Origin of the sequence: Streptomyces lanatus, from assembly GCF_014655715.1 — a bacterium.
Taxonomy (GTDB): domain Bacteria; phylum Actinomycetota; class Actinomycetes; order Streptomycetales; family Streptomycetaceae; genus Streptomyces; species Streptomyces lanatus.
Map to the genome: position 1 here is coordinate 126,123 of NZ_BNBM01000007.1, position 18,098 is coordinate 144,220.

The 18,098-nt window shown below is 70.0% G+C and carries 15 protein-coding genes; 10 read left to right on the forward strand and 5 right to left on the reverse strand.

Translation table 11 applies throughout. The features are described from left to right. Positions 1-81 precede the first annotated feature (81 nt). Both IE325_RS20225 and galE read left to right on the forward strand, forming a co-directional pair. Positions 82-1,674 (forward strand): glycosyltransferase family 2 protein, encoded by a 1,593-nt coding sequence (locus tag IE325_RS20225; protein ID WP_190071363.1) that lies wholly within the window; start codon positions 82-84, stop codon positions 1,672-1,674. A gap of 37 nt (positions 1,675-1,711) precedes the next feature. After that, positions 1,712-2,695 (forward strand): UDP-glucose 4-epimerase GalE, encoded by a 984-nt coding sequence (gene galE / locus IE325_RS20230; protein ID WP_190071364.1) that lies wholly within the window; start codon positions 1,712-1,714, stop codon positions 2,693-2,695. 5 nt (positions 2,696-2,700) lie between these two features. Here the strand turns inward: galE and IE325_RS20235 are convergent, their stop codons facing one another. Both IE325_RS20235 and IE325_RS20240 read right to left on the reverse strand, forming a co-directional pair. Further along, a complete protein-coding gene (locus IE325_RS20235; RefSeq protein ID WP_190071365.1) occupies positions 2,701-3,792 on the reverse strand; it encodes a glycosyltransferase in 1,092 nt (363 codons plus the stop codon). Further along, entirely contained in the window at positions 3,789-6,611 is a 2,823-nt protein-coding gene (locus IE325_RS20240; RefSeq protein WP_229911896.1) for a bifunctional glycosyltransferase/CDP-glycerol:glycerophosphate glycerophosphotransferase, read from the reverse strand. Before IE325_RS20240 ends, IE325_RS20235 begins: the two co-directional genes overlap by 4 nt. A gap of 304 nt (positions 6,612-6,915) precedes the next feature. Here IE325_RS20240 and IE325_RS20245 point away from each other — a divergent pair, with 304 nt between their 5' ends. Both IE325_RS20245 and IE325_RS20250 read left to right on the forward strand, forming a co-directional pair. Further along, positions 6,916-7,839 carry a TIGR03619 family F420-dependent LLM class oxidoreductase gene (locus IE325_RS20245; RefSeq protein ID WP_190071367.1) on the forward strand — a complete coding sequence of 308 codons (924 nt, stop codon included), beginning with the start codon at positions 6,916-6,918 and terminating at the stop codon, positions 7,837-7,839. A 188-nt stretch (positions 7,840-8,027) separates the two neighbouring features. Continuing rightward, positions 8,028-8,648 carry a response regulator transcription factor gene (locus IE325_RS20250; protein ID WP_190071368.1) on the forward strand — a complete coding sequence of 207 codons (621 nt, stop codon included), beginning with the start codon at positions 8,028-8,030 and terminating at the stop codon, positions 8,646-8,648. Between the two features lie 7 nt (positions 8,649-8,655). Here IE325_RS20250 and IE325_RS20255 read toward each other — a convergent pair whose 3' ends face one another. Both IE325_RS20255 and IE325_RS20260 read right to left on the reverse strand, forming a co-directional pair. Then, on the reverse strand, positions 8,656-9,453 hold the full coding sequence (locus tag IE325_RS20255; protein ID WP_190071369.1) for a hypothetical protein: 798 nt from the start codon (positions 9,451-9,453) through the stop codon (positions 8,656-8,658). 76 nt (positions 9,454-9,529) lie between these two features. Next, the gene (locus IE325_RS20260) at positions 9,530-10,270 is read right to left on the reverse strand and encodes a hypothetical protein (RefSeq protein ID WP_190071370.1); all 741 of its coding nucleotides are present in this window, start codon (positions 10,268-10,270) and stop codon (positions 9,530-9,532) included. 179 nt (positions 10,271-10,449) lie between these two features. On the opposite strand from IE325_RS20260, the gene IE325_RS20265 reads away from it, so the two are divergent. The 5 genes from IE325_RS20265 to IE325_RS20285 all read left to right on the forward strand — a co-directional run bounded on the left by IE325_RS20265 (position 10,450) and on the right by IE325_RS20285 (position 16,618). Next, positions 10,450-11,220 (forward strand): SDR family NAD(P)-dependent oxidoreductase, encoded by a 771-nt coding sequence (locus IE325_RS20265; protein WP_190071371.1) that lies wholly within the window; start codon positions 10,450-10,452, stop codon positions 11,218-11,220. Between the two features lie 114 nt (positions 11,221-11,334). Further along, a complete protein-coding gene (locus tag IE325_RS20270) occupies positions 11,335-12,453 on the forward strand; it encodes an LLM class flavin-dependent oxidoreductase (RefSeq protein ID WP_190071372.1) in 1,119 nt (372 codons plus the stop codon). 119 nt (positions 12,454-12,572) lie between these two features. Beyond that, positions 12,573-14,303 (forward strand): N-acyl-D-amino-acid deacylase family protein, encoded by a 1,731-nt coding sequence (locus IE325_RS20275; RefSeq protein ID WP_190071373.1) that lies wholly within the window; start codon positions 12,573-12,575, stop codon positions 14,301-14,303. Continuing rightward, on the forward strand, positions 14,300-15,763 hold the full coding sequence (locus IE325_RS20280) for an aldehyde dehydrogenase family protein (protein WP_229911898.1): 1,464 nt from the start codon (positions 14,300-14,302) through the stop codon (positions 15,761-15,763). The genes IE325_RS20275 and IE325_RS20280 overlap by 4 nt, the downstream gene beginning before the upstream one ends. 63 nt (positions 15,764-15,826) lie before the next feature. After that, a complete protein-coding gene (locus tag IE325_RS20285) occupies positions 15,827-16,618 on the forward strand; it encodes an alpha/beta fold hydrolase (protein WP_190071374.1) in 792 nt (263 codons plus the stop codon). Between the two features lie 29 nt (positions 16,619-16,647). Here the strand turns inward: IE325_RS20285 and IE325_RS20290 are convergent, their stop codons facing one another. Further along, complete coding sequence (locus IE325_RS20290; RefSeq protein ID WP_190071375.1) at positions 16,648-17,043, reverse strand: nitroreductase family deazaflavin-dependent oxidoreductase; 396 nt, start codon at positions 17,041-17,043, stop codon at positions 16,648-16,650. A 110-nt stretch (positions 17,044-17,153) separates the two neighbouring features. Here IE325_RS20290 and IE325_RS20295 point away from each other — a divergent pair, with 110 nt between their 5' ends. Next, entirely contained in the window at positions 17,154-17,981 is an 828-nt protein-coding gene (locus IE325_RS20295; protein WP_190071376.1) for an endonuclease/exonuclease/phosphatase family protein, read from the forward strand. Positions 17,982-18,098: the final 117 nt, after the last annotated feature.

Sequence of the window (18,098 nt, forward strand, 5' to 3'; positions counted from 1 at the left end):
CGTAGGCACCATCCTCCCCTTCGAGGTGCGAAGGGTCTCGTACCTGACATCAGGTACGAATCACTACGGGTCGGGGCAGTCATGGCTCTCCAGCAGGCGCAGGTCACCGTCGTCGTCATCGGGTACGACGACGTCGCCCATGTCGCGGACGCGGTGCGTTCGGCGCTCGCGCAGGGGCCGGCCGTCCATGAGGTGATCGCCGTCGACGACTGCTCGTCGGACGGCAGCGCGCAGCTGCTGGAAGGCATGGCCGCCGAGGAACCCCGCCTGAAGGTGATCCGCCGCCCCACCAACAGCGGCGGCTGCGGCACCCCGCGCAACGACGGGCTGAACGCCGCGACCTCGCCCTATGTGATGTTCCTGGACAGCGACGACGTGCTGCCGCCGGGCGCCGTCGACGCGCTCCTTGAAGCGGCCGTACGGCACGAGGCGCCGGTCACGGCCGGACTGTGCCTGCGCAAGGAGCTGCCGTCCGGTCGGGAGACGCCCTGGCAGCACGAGCTGTACACCCGGCACATGCTCGTCGCCCACCCCACCCGACGGGTGCGCCTGGTGCGCGACACGCTCAGTGTCAACAAGCTCTACCGCACCGCCTTCCTGCGCGGCCACGGCGTCCGTTTCCCCGAGGGCCGCTTCCCCTACGAGGACTTCGTCTTCAGCGCCCGCGTGCTGGCCGCCGCGCCGAGCGTCGCCCTGGTCCCGGAACCGGTGTACACCTGGCATGTGCGCCGGTCGGCGGCCCGGCTGTCCATATCCCTCGACCGCGCGAACATCGCCAACTGGCGCGCCCGGATCGACGCCGACCGGCTGTCCTACGACGTCCTGCTCGGCGCCGGGGAGAAGCGGCTGGCGCAGGCGACGCGGGCCCGCTTCCTCGACCACTCACTGCGGATGTACGCGCGCGAGCTGCATCTGCGTAGCGCGGAGTACCGGCGCGAGTGGTGGACCGTCACGCGCGCGTACCTCGCCTCCTTCGACGAGGGCGACTTCGCGTCGGCACCCGGGCCGGGCAGGATCGTCGCCCGGGTGGTCCTCGCCTCCGAGGAACCGTGCGACCTGGACCGCCTCAAGGAGTTCGCGGCCCGCCCGGCCCGGCTGAACCCGCCGTACGCGCGCGCGGACGACGGCTCCCCGATCTGGTCGGCCGAGCTGCCCCAGGTCGAGCTGGACCACCTCCTGGTCCGCCCCGTGCACCTGCTGCCCGCCGCCGTCGACGCCGAACTGCGGCCACGCGCGCGTGGGACGGTGCTCCGGCTGCGCCTGCACGAGATGTACGGGCGGATGGCGGAGGGGGGACCGCAGGCCGTCGACGCCGAGTTCGTGGAGCGGGACGACGGGCGGGTGGGATTCGCCGCTACGGCGCCCCTCACGGCCGAACCGGACTCCGAGACCTGGTCGGCCTCCATCCCGCTCGACCTGGCGACCCTCGGCCGCGGCACCTGGGACCTCAAACTCCGGCTGCTCTTCAAGGACGGCACCCACCGCGAGATCACCGCCCACGCGGCCGCCGGCGCCGGACTGCTGAACCGGCGCGCCCTGCCGAGCCTGCGGCACGCCGTGCTGCTGGTGCAGCCGTACGCCACCCACTCGGGGGCGCTGGCGGTGCGGCTGGCGCCCGGTCTGAGCGGGGTGGCGGACGTCGTACGCCGCCGTCTCAAGCGCTTCTTCCGCTGATACCTGACCCCATTTTCGCTGCTACGAAGGGCTGTACATGACCTGGCTGATCACCGGTGGCGCCGGCTACATCGGGGCGCACGTCGTGCGCGCGATGCTCGACGCGGGCGAACGAGCCGTCGTCTACGACGACTTGTCCACGGGGATCGCCGAGCGGGTGCCCGACGGTGTGCCGCTGGTCGTCGGCTCCACGCTGGACGGTGAGCTGCTCGGGCGCGTCATCCGGGACCACGGCATCACCGGCGTGGTCCACCTCGCGGCGAAGAAGCAGGTCGGCGAGTCCGTGGCACTGCCGCTGCACTACTACCGGGAGAACGTCGAGGGCCTGCGCACCCTGCTCGCCGCGGTCACCGAGGCCGGGGTCGCGTCGTTCGTGTTCTCGTCCTCGGCGGCTGTCTACGGTATGCCGGATGTCGACCTGGTGACGGAGGAGACGCCATGCGAGCCGATGTCGCCGTACGGCGAGACGAAGCTGGCCGGTGAATGGCTGGTCCGGGCCACCGGCCGGGCCACCGGGCTGTCGACGGCCTCGCTCCGCTACTTCAACGTGGCCGGCGCGGCGAGCCCCGAACTGGCCGACACCGGTGTCTTCAACCTCGTCCCCATGGTGTTCGAGAAGCTGACGGAGAACGCCCCGCCGCGCATCTTCGGTGCCGACTACCCGACCCCCGACGGGACCTGCGTCCGCGACTACATCCACGTCGTCGACCTGGCGGAGGCCCATGTGGCGACCGCGCGGCGGCTGAGCGCGGCACCGGGCACGGACCTCACCCTCAACATCGGGCGTGGTGAGGGCGTCTCGGTGCGCGAGATGATCGACCGGATCAACGCCCTCACCGGTCACGCGCTGCCGCCCGAGGTGGTGGACCGGCGGCCGGGCGACCCCGCCAGGGTCGTCGCCTCGGCCGACCGTATTGCCGGCGAGCTGGGCTGGAAGGCGCGCTACGGGGTGGACGACATGATCTCGTCGGCGTGGGCGGGCTGGACCGCGAACCACCCCGCGAACCACCCCGTGGGCTGAGGGCCCTACCGCTCCAGGAATCCGAACAGCGCTTCCCAGCGCCCCGCGATCTCGTCCGCCCCGTACCTGCGGATGCTCTCCCGCGCCGCGTCACCCATCCGGTCCCGCAGCCCCGCGTCGGACATCAACAGGTCCAGTTTGCGGGCGAGTTCGCGGGTGTTGCCGGGCCGGGCGAGGAGGCCGTCCTCGCCGTCCTGGATGATCTCGTGGACGCCGGGGGCGCAGTCGAAGGCGGTGCAGGGCACCCCCATGGCCATGGCCTCCATGAGCGCGAGCGGGAAGCCCTCGCCCCTGGAGGACAGCGCGAACACCGAGCCGCCCCGCAGGGCGCCCTGCACATCGCCGGTACGGCCCATCCACTCCACTGCGTCGTCAAGGCCGAGCGCGGTGCACTGCTTCCTCAGAAGCTCCTCGTCCTCCCCGGAGCCGTAGATCTTCAGCACCCAGCCGGGGTGGCGCGGAGCCACCTCCGCCCAGGTGTCGAGGAGCATGTCGAGGCCCTTCTCGTCGCTGAGCCGGCCGATGCTGATGACGGCCTTCTCGGTGCGCGGCGAGGGATCGTCCGGCAGCCAGGGCACGACGTTCGGCAGATACGACGCGTTGTTGAGGCCCGCGCCTATCCACAGGTCGGCGTCCTCGCGGGTGAGGACGAGCATCCGGTCCACGTCGGCGTAGTGCTTGAGGACCCGCCGGAAACGAGACGACCGCTTCGAGGTCTCGAAGGACTCGTGGCTCATCCCGATGACGGTCAGAGAGCCGGTGTCGGCGAGGTTCACCCACTCCATCGCCCACACCTGGGTCACGATGACGACCCCGCCCGGGCGCGCGGCGCGGAACAGGTTCGTCAGCACGCCGGCCTTCTCGCGCATGCTCGCGTCCCGTGCCCGGCCGGGGGCGGGCGGCTGACCGGCGTACAGCCGGGTCGTCGGGTAGGGGAGTTCGCCGAGGTCGTGCGGATCCTCGGGGGTGGTGATGCCGATGACGTGGACGCGGTGGCCGCGCTCGGTGAGGAGCCGGGCCATCTGATGGGACCAGCTGGTCACACCGCCCAGTTCGTCCACGCTGTTGGAGACCAGGAAGACATCCCGCCCCGTCATGCCTTCCTCCACTCGCTGAAGAACTCGTCGACGATGCGCTGCGCGGCCGTGCCCTCGTCGTACTCGCCGAAGTCGGCCACGAACCGCTCCCGCGCCGACGCGTACTTGACGGTCTGCTCCTCCAGTGACTGCTCCCGCAGCACGGAGCGCAGTTCGTCCTCGGTGCGCACGACCGGGCCCGGGGCGCGCTCCAGCAGGTCGAAATAGGTGCCGCGGCCCTCGTGCACGTACTCCTCGTAGTCGTACGGGAAGAACAGCATCGGCCGGTCGAGCAGGGCGTAGTCGAACATCACCGATGAGTAGTCCGTGATCAGTGCGTCGGCGAGCGCGAGCAGCGGGGTCCCGTCGTGGTGGTCGGAGACGTCGATGACACGACCCCGTACGGACGGCGGCAGCACCACATGGTTGAGGTAGTGCGCGCGGACGAGAAGGACGTACTCGTCGCCGAACTCCTCCGCGAAGCGGTCCACGTCGAAGGGCAGCGTGAAACGGCGCCCGCCCTGCTGCCGGAAGGTGGGCGCGTACAGCAGCACCTTCTTGTCGGCCGGGATGCCCAACTCATCGGCGAGCGCGGGGCGTTGAACCGCTCCCCGGGCCGCCACCAGCTCGTCGTTGCGCGGGTAGCCCACCCGCAGCAGGGTTTTCTCGCGCAGCCGGAAGGCCTTGGCGAGCGTGCGGACGTCGTGCTCCGAGCGGATCAGGAAGTGGTCGAAGCGGTCCAGGGTGCGCTGCTGTTCCGCCTGCTCGGGGCGGGACTTGAGCTTCCAGCCGGCCTCGTCGAAGCCCATCCGCTTGAGCGCGGAACCGTGCCAGGTCTGGATGTACGTCGTCCCGGGGCGCTTGGTCAGCTTCAGCGGATAGCTCTGGTTGTCGACCCAGAACTCGGCGCGGGCCAGCGCCTTGAGGTAGGGCAGCGACCAGCGGCGCACCAGCGTGGCGTCGGCGGGGAAGCCCTGCGGACGGCCCGCGTACGACCACACCGCCTCGAAGTCGAGACCCTGGCGGCGCATCTCCTCGTAGATCGCCCGGGGGCTGTCGCTGTACTGCCGCCCCAGATGGCTCTCGAACACCACCAGCCGCTTCCGCACGGGCATCCGCAGATAGAGATCGTGATAGATGCGGAGCTTGGTCTCGCCGGAGGTGGCCCGCTTGCGCAGCGCCTTCGCCTTCCGATACCCGGCCTTGGCGAGCTGTCCCGGCGTGCCCTGGAGTCCGCGCAGGACGAGGTCGTTCGCCTTCTTGCCGGGGACCAGCCGGAACGCGAGGTGCCCGCGCGCGGAGATCTCCGGCTCGACACGATCGGCGACCAGCCGGGTCAGACGCGGGCGCACCGGCACCTCGCCGGTCGCGAGACCGGGCCGGTTGGCGGTGAGCCGCGTAGTCGCACGCTGCCCGTCGACATCCAGATGGAGCCGTACGTCCCACACGGCGTCCACGATGCCGAGCGGGCGCAGGCCCTTCGTGAGATCCGCCGAGGCCTCCCAGATCACATACGGCCCCTCGTGCCGGACCGTCGCCACCGGGAAACGGAAGGTCTGGAGGCGCAGCCCCTTGCGGCGGGCGGAGAACTCCAGCTCGGCGGCGAGCCGGGCGCTGGAAGGGATGACCCCGAGGGGATTGGTGACGCGCCCCGCGAGCGCTATGGCCCCGCCCTCCTGCCGGTACTCGGTCAGCTCGTTGCGCGGGAACAGCTTCCCGACCGGCCGGGTGTGATAGCCCAGCTCGGTGACATCGAGGACCCGGCGTGCGAAGGGATCGTCGTCGATGTGCTCGGCACACCAGTAGACCCGCCCGTCGCGCTCGGCGAGCGGGGCGGAGACCTTGTCACGGTTGGTGAGCGTGTCCACGGCCGGAAGCAGGTTGTCCCAGTCGCTCTCCCGCAGCAGATACGCGCAGACCGCGTGGATCGGCTCGACCTCGTCGTACGCGGCCGGGTCGAGCGAGGCCAGATAGGGGAGGGCGAGGGCGGCGAACTCCTGCCGGTAGGAGGCGTCCCGCGCCGGCAGCTCGCGCAGATGCAGCACCAGGTCGTGCTTGAGGAACTTGACGTCCTTGCGGAACTTCAGCTCCGCCATGCCCTTCTCGGCGAGCAGCGCGTCGACGCGGCGGTGGATCTCCATCCGATGCGCGAAGTTGGCGATCTCGGCGCGACGGTTGCTGATCGACTTGGCGGAGGCCTTCTCGACGACGTTCCAGTCGTAGACCCGGTTGGGGATGAGGGTGATACGGCGGGCCGAGGTGTAGGCCTGCGCGGAGAAGAGGAGATCCTCGTAGTGGATGCCGACGGGGAACTCCAGGCCCCCGTCGACGAGGAACTCCCGGCGATAGCACTTGTTGGTCGACAGAGTGTCGAAGACCAGCAGGTCAGGCAGCTCGGCGATGGAGTCGAGGGTGCGGGTACGGGTGTACAGCCACGGGTACCACTTGACCTCCTTGCGGTGCCGCGAGTCCACGTGGACGCGCACGGTGAGGCCGGAGACCAGATCGGCGTCGGTGGACTCGGCCGCGTCGAGGAAATTGCGGCAGGCGTTGCGCTCAAGGACGTCGTCGCTGTCGAGGAAGAGGACGTACTCACCGCGGGTCTGCCGGATGCCGTGGTTCCGGGGCGCGCCGCAGCCGCCGCTGTTCTCGGCCAGCTGGTACGCCCGCACCCGGCCCGGGTGCTCGGCGGCGAGCCGACGCGCCACGTCGTACGAGCCGTCCGTGCTGTGGTCGTCGACGATCACGACCTCGACGCCGCGCAGGGTCTGCTCCAGCACCGAACGCACGGCCGTGGGCAGCCTGGCCTCGTCGTTGTAGACGATCACGACGACAGACATGGCGGGCCGCTGATCCCCGTCCACATTCACCCCATTCATCACTGCTTACACCCTCCGGGGGCGATCACCGGCCAGAGGGTCCACTGGGGTAGATGTCCGGAAAGGCGGCGCGGTTGCCTCCGGGGGCCCGGACGCGCCGGGCGCGCACGGAGGGTGAGGGACCGGTCACCGCCTCGAATCCGGCCTGCCGCCGACCCGAATCCGGCCCGCCACCGCCCTGGGTCTTGTCTGACGACCCGTCAGATACGAGCATGTAGTCCGCGCCACTCGATCGATATGCCGGACCGCCAGCGAAGGGGGCGCCATGCGACGACTCGCCTACGGCATCCAGCTTCCCGTCCAGTCCCAGAGCACGATCTACGCGGAGCCGTGGGAGGCGAGCGCCGGCCCTGACGACCTCGTGGCCCTCGCCCGCGCCGCCGACCAGGCCGGTTTCGACTACGTCGCCTGCTGCGATCACGTAGCCATCCCGCGCCGTCTGGCCTCGGCGATGAGCACGGTCTGGTACGACCCGGTCGCGACGCTGGCGTTCCTGGCGGCGGCGACGCAGCGGGTACGACTGCTCAGCCATGTCGCGGTCGTAGGCCTACGCCACCCGTTGCTGACGTCGAAGCAGTACGCCACCCTCGACCACCTCAGCTCCGGCCGCCTGATCCTCGGCGTCGGTGCCGGACACGTCCGCGAGGAGTTCGAGGTGCTCGGCGTCGACTTCGAGCGCCGCGGCCCCGTACTGGACGAGACGATCGACGCCCTGCGCGCCGCGCTCGGTCCGGAGGAGTTCCCGGAACACCACGGCAAGCTGTACGACTTCGAGGGGCTCGGCCAGCTGCCCCGCCCCGCCCAGTCCCACGTCCCGCTCTGGGTCGGCGGCTCGTCCCCGGCCGCCGTACGCAGGGCCGCGCTGAAGGGCGACGGCTGGCTGCCCCAGGGCGACCCGCGTGACCGGCTGCCGGAACAGATCGCCCGGATACGGCGGCTGCGGGAGGAGGCCGGGATCGAGGGGGCGTACACCGTCGGCGCGATCACCGAGCCGCTGTACGTCGGGACGCCGGGGTGGGATGTGGGTCGCCGGACTCTGACCGGGACGCCGGAGGTGATCGCCGAGTCGCTGCGGGCGTATCGCGCGATGGGGGTGGATCAGATCCAGGTGCGGTTCAGGAACCGGGGGAGGGGTGAACTGGTCGATCAGATGGGGGTGTTCGGCGCGGAAGTGGGGCCGCTGCTGTGATCCCTGCATGACATCGACCCTGTCCTGTCGACCCCGGACGCGGTGGCGTGGGCTTCGTGTGACGCACGGGGAGATGTTCCTTCCATCCCTTCCCCGACAGTAGCTTCTTGAAGATTTGAACATGTCCATGCCGGGCCGCGTATGTACGGACGTACGGACGTCCTGGTTCCGGTGGAAGGACACATGTGGTGCGATCCTCCGAACGACTCTCCGTCGCCCTCGCCTGCCCCGAGGGCGCCTGGCCGCACCCCGCGTGGCCGGCTTCCGATGATCCGTACGTGGAGCGGGTGGTGCGGCTGAGGCCGCCGTACGTCGTGCCGGAGGGGGTGGATGTTCTCGTTCTGCGGTGCGACGAGCCGGCGGAGGCGCTGAGGGAATGCGCGGGGGCCGGGGTGCCGGTGATCGTCGTCAGTCCGCGGCGGGACACCGGCACTGTGCTGGAGGTGTTCCGGAGCGGGGCGGGATACCTGGTCGAGGGGGACTACTGCACCTGCATGCTGTCCTCGGCCGTCGTCGGGGCCACCATCGGGCACACCTACCTCTCCCCGGCGGCCTGCGCGGCGCTGCGTGAGGCGTCCACGGCCGATGCCGGACTGGAGCGGCTGCGTGGGCTGCTCTCGCCACGCGAGCGGCAGATCATGGAGCTGCTGTCGACCGGGCTCGGGGCGCAGGAGATCGGGCTGCGATTACGGCTGAGCGAGAAGACCGTCCGCAACAACCTCAGCAACATCTACGCCAAGCTCGACGCGCGCGGCAGCACGGACGCGGTCCTGAGGTGGCTGGGAGCCGCGCCCGTGCTTCGCATATGAGAACCGGTCAGGGTGCCGGTATCTCCGACAGCGGGATCTCCACGTCCGTCACGTTCCCGCCCGCCTCGTCGAATCCCGGTTCCGCCCGCAGGGATTTCGAGGAGTTCTGGATGCCCTGGGCCTCCGGGGTTCCGCATTTCACATTGCGCAGCCACAGACGCCCGTCGGGGGTGCCGTTCTTCAGGATCTGCGGATAGAAGACGTGCACGGTCGCGGCGCCCTCGCTCGGGGCGAAGAACACCTTCTGGCCGTCCTGCGGTTCCTTGTACGTGGCGCGCAGGAATCCGCTCACGTCCGTGCGCTTCGCGGACCACATGAAGAAGCCGATGCTGTCCGCCTGCACGGTGTCCGACCGGCTGAAAGCGAGCGTGGTCGTCTTGTCGTCACGCGTGATGTTGATTTCCGTCGTGTTGAACTTCAGGCCGATCTCGAAGAAGGAATTGCCGAGTTTCGTGTCGGCGGCCGCGGTGAATCCGTCCTCCAGTTGGATGATCCGGGTGACGGACGTACTCACGTTGAAGGTCTTCGAGGCTGTGCTCGTCGATCCGCAGTTGTCGGTCACCGCGGACACCCGTTGATTGGGGCCGAGGCTGTCCCGCTTGGACTGCACATCCACGAACTGGCAGTTCTCCAGCTTGTCCGAGTCCGCCGAGCAGTCGGCCGTCACCTCGGACGGGGTGGCCGCACCCGCCGTGTTCATCAACGGCACGGCCACCGCGGCTGCCAGCAGCGGGGACAGGGCGAGGGCGATGCGCTTCTTCTTCCGGTTCCGGTGGCTTCTCGGGCGGTCGGCGGTGCGTGTCATGACTTCTCCTGAGGAAAGAACGGGGGTGAGCTATCGGGCGGTCAGCACGGCGGTCAGCAGTCGGTCAGCAAGGCGGTCAGCAGTCGGTCAGTACGGCCTTGGACGTGCCGTCCACCACGCCCGGCGCGCCCGCCGCGCCCGGCAGCATCACCGGGCCCTCGACGACCTCCTCGGCCTGGAGGTTGACCTCGGGGGATGCGGGGATGACCGTGCCCTGCTCGCGGGCGTCGGAGTGCACCTTCCAGACGCCGGTCATGCGCTGGATCTTCGGCGTGAACTCCATGTGGAGCACCTTGCCGACCGGAACTTCCCGCTCCTCGGTGTCGCCGGCGGTCGCCGAGTCGATGGTCATGTCGAGCGTTCCCTTGTGCTTCAGCCAGGAGCCGCTCAGGAATCCGAAGAGCCCTCCGCCGCCGCCCTGTTGGGTGACGGTGTACTTTCCCTCGCCCTGGGCCACGGTCGCCGACCAGGTGATGGACACCTTCGCCGGTGTGGTGGCGTTCGGCTCGCAGTTCGGGAAGTCGATCGAGGCTTTCTCGGTCGGGCCGTCGAATGTCTCGAAGTTCGTTTCGGAGTAGTCGCAAGTGTCGGCCGCGAAACCGTCCCCGAAGCTTCCACCGAAGTCGCTGACCGACCGCTGCTTTCCGTTGATCTTCGACGACCTCTCGCACATCGACATGATCTGCTCGGGCGTCTTCTCGTCGGCCGCGTCCGCCGAGGGCAGCAGCGCGACGATCACTCCACCGGTGGCGAGTGCCGATCCGACGGCGACGATCCTGATCTTCTTGTTCTTGCTCTTCAGTCTCCGCTTGGACATGGCGCAGATTTTGGATTCCCTTGACGAACGCCGACAGGGTCAAACATCCCTACTTGTGGGTCACGTGATATTCGCCTCAGCAACGGCCGGGATTCTTCGATCCCCTTGCATCTGACGCATCGTCAGGTATGCGGCTACGATGCGAAGTCCACCGTGTGCAGCGCCTGGAAGGGGCCGCTATGGGCAAGCTCGACGGACGGGTCGTCATCGTCACCGGGGCGGCGCGGGGGCAAGGGGAGCAGGAGGCACGGCTGTTCGTGGCCGAGGGGGCGCGGGTCGTCGTAGCCGATGTGCTGGATGAGCAGGGCGCCGCGCTCGCCGAGGAGTTGGGCGCTCTCTACGTCCATCTCGACGTCGGCGAGGAGGATGCGTGGCGGGCTGCGATCGCCGCCGCCCGTGACGCCTACGGCCGTATCGACGGGCTGGTCAACAACGCCGGCATCCTGCGCTTCAACTCCCTCGTCGACACGCCTCTCGATGAGTTCATGCAGGTCGTGCGGGTCAATCAGGTCGGCTGTTTCCTCGGGATCAAGACCGTGGCCCCGGAGATGGAGGACGGCGGCACGATCGTCAACACCGCCTCCTACACGGCCGTGACGGGCATGGCGGCCGTGGGCACGTACTCCGCCACCAAGCACGCCATCCTCGGCCTCACCCGGGTCGCGGCCCTGGAGCTGGCGCCCCGCGGCATACGGGTCAACGCCATGTGCCCCGGCGCCATCGACACCGCGATGTCCAACCCCTCGCTACTGGATCCGGAGGCCGATTCCGAGGAGACCTCGCGGGCGCTCGACGGGCTCTACCGCAAGCTCGTGCCGCTCGGGCGGATCGGGAAGCCGGCGGAGGTGGCGCGGCTCGCGCTGTTCCTGACCTCGGACGACTCCTCGTACATCACCGGGCAGCCGTTCGTGATCGACGGGGGCTGGCTGGCGGGCGTCAGCGTCATCTGACCGTCCATGCCATCTGACTGCCCATCAGGTATTGACCCTCCCTGCCGGTGGTGCCACAGTCATCGAAACTGACGGTGCGTCAGAAATCTTCGTGACCGGGGACGGTGAACCTCCTTGGAATTCGGGCTCTTTGTACAGGGATACGTGGGCAAGCGCGCCGAGACCGACCCGCTCGCCGAGCACAAGGCGCTGATGGAGGAGACCGAGTACGTCATCGAGGCGGACCGGTCCGGCTTCAAGTACGCCTGGGCCTCCGAGCATCACTTCCTGGAGGAGTACTCGCATCTGTCCGCGAACGACGTCTTCCTGGGGTATCTCGCTCACGCGACCGAGCGGATCCATCTGGGCTCCGGGATCTTCAACCCCCTCGCGCAGGTCAACCACCCCGTCAAGGTCGCCGAGAAGGTCGCCATGCTCGACCATCTCTCCGAGGGGCGCTTCGAGTTCGGCAGCGGACGCGGCGCCGGGTCGCACGAGATCCTGGGGTTCATACCGGGCGTGACCGATATGAACTACACCAAGGAGATCTGGGAAGAGACCATCGCCGAGTTCCCCAAGATGTGGCTCCAGGACGAGTACGTGGGCTTCCAGGGCAAGCACTGGCAGCTCCCGCCGCGCAAGGTGCTGCCCAAGCCGTACGGGAAGTCGCACCCCGCGATGTGGTACGCGGCCGGCTCTCCCGCGTCGTACTCGATGGCCGCGCGGAAGGGGCTGGGCGTTCTCGGGTTCAGCATCCAGAAGGTGTCCGATATGGAGTGGGTGCTGGAGCAGTACAAGACGGCCGTCGTGAACGCCGAGCCGGTCGGCGACTTCGTCAACGACAACGTCATGGTGACGACCACGGCGATCTGCGCGCCGACGCACGCCGAGGCGATCGAGACCGCGGTGAACGGGGGGCTGCACTATCTGCCCTCGCTGGTGTTCCGGTACCACGACACCTTCCCGCGGCCCGAGGGGTTCCCGGTGTGGCCGGAGACCCTGCCGCCGTACACACCGGAGTTCGTGGAGCTGCTCATCGAGGAGGAGCTGCTGATCTGCGGGGATCCGGACGAGGTGCTCACGCAGTGCAAGCGGTGGGAGCAGGCCGGGGCGGATCAGTTGAGCTTCGGGTTGCCGGTGGGCGTGCCGAAGGAGGAGACGTTGCGGACGATTCGGTTGATCGGGGAGCACGTGATTCCGAAGATCGATACGGATCCTGTTCATCGGACGTCCCGGTTCCGGGTAGGGGCTTGATCGCCGTTGCGGGGTGCGGGTGCGTTGTGGCTGGTCGCGCCCACGCGGCGGAGCCGCAAATTGATACAGCCCCGCGCCCCTAGGTAGGCCGGATCACCGCAAATCCAGGAGGTGCTCCCATGCTTGATCACGTCATCAAAGGCGCGTCCGTCGTCGATGGGACCGGCGCGGCCGCCTTCACCGCCGATGTCGGTATCCGCGACGGCCGTATCGCCGTCATCGGCACCGTCACCGAGGAATCCCGGTCCGTCGAGGACGCGCACGGCCTCGTCCTTGCCCCCGGCTTCGTGGACCCCCACACCCACTACGACGCCCAGCTCTTCTGGGACCCCTATGCCACCCCCTCCCTCAACCACGGCGTCACCACCGTCGCCGCCGGGAACTGCGGCTTCACGCTCGCGCCCCTCAACCCCTCCCGTCCCGAGGACGCCGACTACACGCGCCGCATGATGTCCAAGGTCGAGGGCATGTCGCTGGTGGCGTTGGAGGAGGGGGCGCCGTGGAGTTGGCATGGGTTCGGGGAGTATCTGGACGCCCTCGAGGGGCGGATCGCCGTCAACGCGGGGTTCATGGTGGGGCATTGTGCGCTGCGGCGTTACGTCATGGGGCCGGACGCGATCGGTGGGCAGCCCACGGACGAGCAACTCGCCGAGATGCTACGGCTGTTCCACGCGGCCATGGACGCCGGTGCCTGGGGTTTCTCCACCACCCAGTCGTCCACGCACTCCGACGGGGACGGCAAGCCGGTGGCTTCGCGGCATGCTCAGCCGGCCGAGCTGCTCGCGCTGTCGAAGGCCGTCGGCGAGCACGAGGGGACGCAGATCGAGGCGATCGTCGCCGGGTGTCTGGATCAGTTCAGCGATGCCGAGATCGAGCTGTTCGCGGAGATGAGTGCCGCCGCCGGGCGCCCCCTGAACTGGAACGTGCTGACCATCGACTCGGCCGTGCCCGAGCGTGTGCCCCGGCAGTTGCTGGCGAGTGAGCTGGCGCGCAAGGCGGGCGGGCGGGTCGTCGCGCTGACCATGCCCATCCTGACGCCGATGAACATGTCGCTCGGCACCTTCTGCGCACTGAACCTGATTCCCGGATGGGGACCGGTGCTGGCGCTGCCGGTGCCGGAGCGGATCGCGAAGCTGCGCGAGCCGGACGTACAGGCGGAGTTGCTGCGGCATGCCGGGTCCAAGGAAGCCGGCGTCTTCCGCCGGCTCACCAACTTCGGGCGCTACGTCATCGGCGACACCTACAGCGAGGCGAACCGCGGGCTCAGCGGGCGGGTGGTCGAGGACGTCGCTCGCGAGCGGGGCCTTGAACCCTTCCAGTGCATGGTCGAGATCTGTGCCAACGACGATCTCCGTACCGTCCTGTGGCCCATGCCCACCGACAACGACCCCGCGTCCTGGGCCATGCGCGCCGAGGCCTGGCAGCACGAGGACGTCCTGCTGGGCGGCTCGGACGCCGGGGCGCATCTGGACCGGATGTGTGGGGCGCCGTACACGACGAGGTTCATCGGGGACTGTCTGCGGGGGCGGCGGCTGGCGAGCCTGGAGCAGGCGGTGAAGATGCTGACCGACGATCCCGCGCGGCTGTTCGGACTCAGGGACCGCGGCCGGATCCAGGAGGGCTTCCATGCGGATCTCGTCCTCTTCGATCCGGAGCGGATCGACGCCGGTACGGCCACCCTGGTGCACGACCTGCCGGGTGACAGCCCGCGTCTCGACTCCAAGGCGATCGGAGTGCGGGCCGTGTGGGTCAACGGAGTCGAGGCGATCCGCGACGACGTGGTGAGCGGGGCCGTGCCGGGGCGGGTGCTGCGTTCGGGGCGGGACACCAGGACGGTGGCCACCAGGTGAGTGCTACGGGTGATGCCGGGCAGCGGCTGTTCGTCGGGGGCGAGTGGGTGGAGCCGGACGGCGGGTACTACGCCGTCGTCGACCCGGCATCCGAGGAGACCGTCGGCTGGGCCCCCGAGGCCACGCGGGACCAGGTGCGGGACGCCGCCGCCGCGGCCCGCGAGGCCCTCGGGGCGTGGTCGCGTACCGCGCCGGAGGAGCGGGCGGCGGTGCTGGCCCGTACGGCGGAGATCATCGGCCAGCGCTTCCTGCCGTACGCCGAACTCGCCCAGGCCGAGACCGGAGCGACCACGGGGACCGCCCGGGGTATGCAGGTCGGGGTCGGGGCGGCCCGTTTCCGGCGGTACGCGCGCGTGGAGCCCGCCGAGTGGGCGATTCCGCCCCAGATCAACGAGGCCGGGCCGATGGGCAGGGCGGGGGTGATGGGGGCGCTCGCCGTGCGGCAGCCCGTCGGGGTCGTCACCTGCGTCACCTCGTACAACAACCCGTGGGCCAATCCGGCGGGCAAGATCGCCCCCGCGCTCGCCATGGGCAACACGGTGGTGGTGAAGCCGGCGCCGCAGGATCCGCTCTCCGTCTACCGGATGGCGGAGGCGCTGGAGGCGGCGGGGGCGCCGGCGGGTGTGGTCAATGTCGTGTCCGGGCGGGCCGTGGAGGTCGGCGAGGCGGCCGTGTCGTCCCCCGATGTCGACATGGTGAGCTTCACCGGGTCCACCGCCGTCGGGCAGCGCATCGCCGAGGTGTGCGGGCGGGACATGAAGCGCCAGTTGATGGAGCTGGGCGGGAAGGGCGCGGCGGTCGTGTTCGACGACGCCGACGTCGGGTCGGTGGTGGCCGGGATCGGGACGACGTTCTCCTTCTACAGCGGGCAGATCTGTACCGCGCCGACGCGGGTGCTGGCCCAGCGCGGTGTGTACGACCGGCTCGTCGAGCAACTCGCCGCGTACGCCGGGCGGTTGACGGTCGGGGATCCGCGCGAGCCGTCGACGGTCGTCGGGCCGGTGATCTCGGCCGCGCACCGGGACCGGGTGGAGTCGTACGTCGAGACCGGGCGGAAGGAAGGCGCCGTGGTGGTGGCCGGAGGCGAACGGCCGCCGCAGGAGCGGGGTTTCTACGTCGCCCCGACCCTCCTCGCGGACTGCGCCAACGACATGACGGTCGCCCGGGAGGAGATCTTCGGCCCCGTCGTCTGCGTCATCCCCTTCGACGAGGAGGAAGAGGGCATCGCCCTCGCCAACGACACCGACTACGGCCTCATCGACTACGTCTGGTCCGGCGACATCGCCCGCGCCTTCCGCGTGGCGCGGCGACTGCGGGCCGGGGGAGTCGGGGTCAACACCGTGGGGCGCAACATGGAGGCGCCGTTCGGGGGGTTCAAGAGGAGCGGGGTGGGGCGGGACGTCGGGTCGTACGCGCTGCACGCGTACAGCGAGGTGCAGGCGATCGTGTGGCCGGGGTGAGCCGCGCGGATTGACCGGGCGGTGGCTGTCGCCGGGGGCGGCCGGGCGGGCAGAGTGGCCCGTATGGGACAGATGGTGCAGGTCAAGGGCGGCGAGGTCTGGGCGGACGACACAGGTGGTGCGGCTGCGGCGGGGCCGCCCGTGGTGCTGCTGCACTCTGGGGTCGGCGACTCCCGCCTCTGGGAACCGGTGCGGCCGGGGCTGACGTCCGGCGGGCACCGGGTGATCTCCTACGACGCCCGGGGCTTCGGACGCTCACCGGCGCCCACCGTCTCCTACACCCAGGCCGAGGACCTCAGGAGCGTCCTGGACCACTTCGAACTGCCCCGCGTCGTCCTGATCGGCACCAGCATGGGCGCCAGGACGGCCATCGACCTGGCGCTCGACGACCCCGGCCGGGTGGCGGCCCTCGGCCTGCTGGTGCCCGGCGTCGCCGGATACGACGGCCTGGAGGTGCCCGAGGTCACCGAGGAGATCGGCCGGCTGGCCACGGCCGGTGACATGGACGGCCTGGTCGCCCTCGCGCTGCGGCTCTGGGGCGGGGCGGGCCCCGACCCCGACACCGAGGCCGAGCGGATGCTGCGGGCGGCGATTCCGGCCTGGTTCACGACCTACGGCCATGAGACCGAGGGCGCCCCCGCCTTCGACCGGCTCGGCGAACTCGACCTCCCCTGCACCCTGCTCCTCGGCGAGAAGGACCAGCCCGAGGTGATCCGCTGCAACGAGGCGATGGCCGCCCGTATCCCCGGCTGCCGGCTGGTCCGTCAGCCGGACTGCGACCACTTTCCGACGCTGCGGGCGCCGAAGGAGGTCATGCGGCTGGTGACGGAGCTGTGCGCGCGGGCGGCGGCCTGAGCGGAGGCGGCGGGCCGGCGCGGTCCGGGTCAGTCGGCGAGATCCACCCGGATCGTCAGCAGGTCCGTCCCCAGCGCCCGGACGCCCGTGCTGTTGAGGCGGGGCAGGTGGCGCAGGCGGGCCACCGGGTCGTCGTCGGGGAGCAGGTGGGCCGTGCCGGTGTGCCAGCGGCCCTTCACCCGTACCCGCACCCTCGGATCGGCCTTGATGTTGCGGACGTACTGGGACCGCTCCCCGAACTCCGACACCAGCCAGAAGGAGTCACCGACCCGGCGTCCCCCCACCGGTGTCCGCCGGGGCAGGCCGGAGACGCGGCCCGTGGTCTCCAGGAGCGTCTGGAGGGGGAGGCGGCGCAGCACCGGGTTGCCGACATGGCGCTGGAAGCCGGTGGCGGCGCGGAACCTGAGCTCGGTGAGGCGGGACATGGCTGTGGGTCTCCTGTCTTCTGCGAGGCGTCGGGCACGCGGGTCGAACTGTTGCTTCAATGGTCCCTTCCTGACGCGGCATGACGAAAGCGGGAGCGGGTGGCTGCCGAATGCGGGTTGTGACCTGGAATCTGTGGTGGCGCTTCGGGCCCTGGGAGGCCCGGCAGAAGGCTGTCCTCTCCGAGCTGCGTGATCTGCGCCCCGACATCGTGGGCCTTCAGGAGGTGTGGGCCGCCGACGGTGAGAACCAGGCCGAGTGGCTGGCCGCCGAACTCGGCATGCACTGGGCCTGGGCGCCTTCGCCCGCCCCCGAGCGCTGGCGCCGGCGGATCGGCGACCCGACCGTCGACATCGGGAACGCCGTACTGAGCCGCTGGCCGGTCACCGCCCAGCGCACCCTCCGCCTCCCCGCCCCCGCGGACGTCGACGACGGCCGCCTCGCCCTCTTCACCCGCCTGACCACCCCCGCCTACGACATCCCCTTCTTCACCACCCACCTCACCTCCGCCCTGCACGGCTCGGCCGTACGCTGCCGCCAGGTCACCGCCCTCGCCGAGTTCGTCGGCGAGAACCGGGGCGACACGCCCTTCCCCACCATCGTCACCGGCGACTTCAACGCCTGGCCCGACTCCGACGAGATCCGCCTCTTCGGCGGCTACCGCACCGCACCGGTCGTCCCCGGCCAGGTCTTCTTCGACGCCTGGCAGTACGCCGCCCCCGACGCCCCCTCCGCCACCTGGGACCGCGCCAACCCCTATGTCGCGACGGGCCTGGAGCCGAGCGTACGCATCGACTACATCCACGTCGGCCCGCCCGGCACGGGCGGACTGGGGCATGTACGGGCGGTACGGCGCGCCGGGGACGGCCCGGTCGACGGGGTCTGGCCGTCGGACCATGCGGCGGTGGTGGCCGATCTGGGGGACGGGTCGGCACCCTGACCGCGCACGACGACGGTGACGCCCGGGGAAACATCCGGTGACGGGGCCGTGGTGCGCCACAACCGGCGGCGGAGCACAGGGGTCACACAGGTGTCATCGGCCCGTCCCCGTATCCGA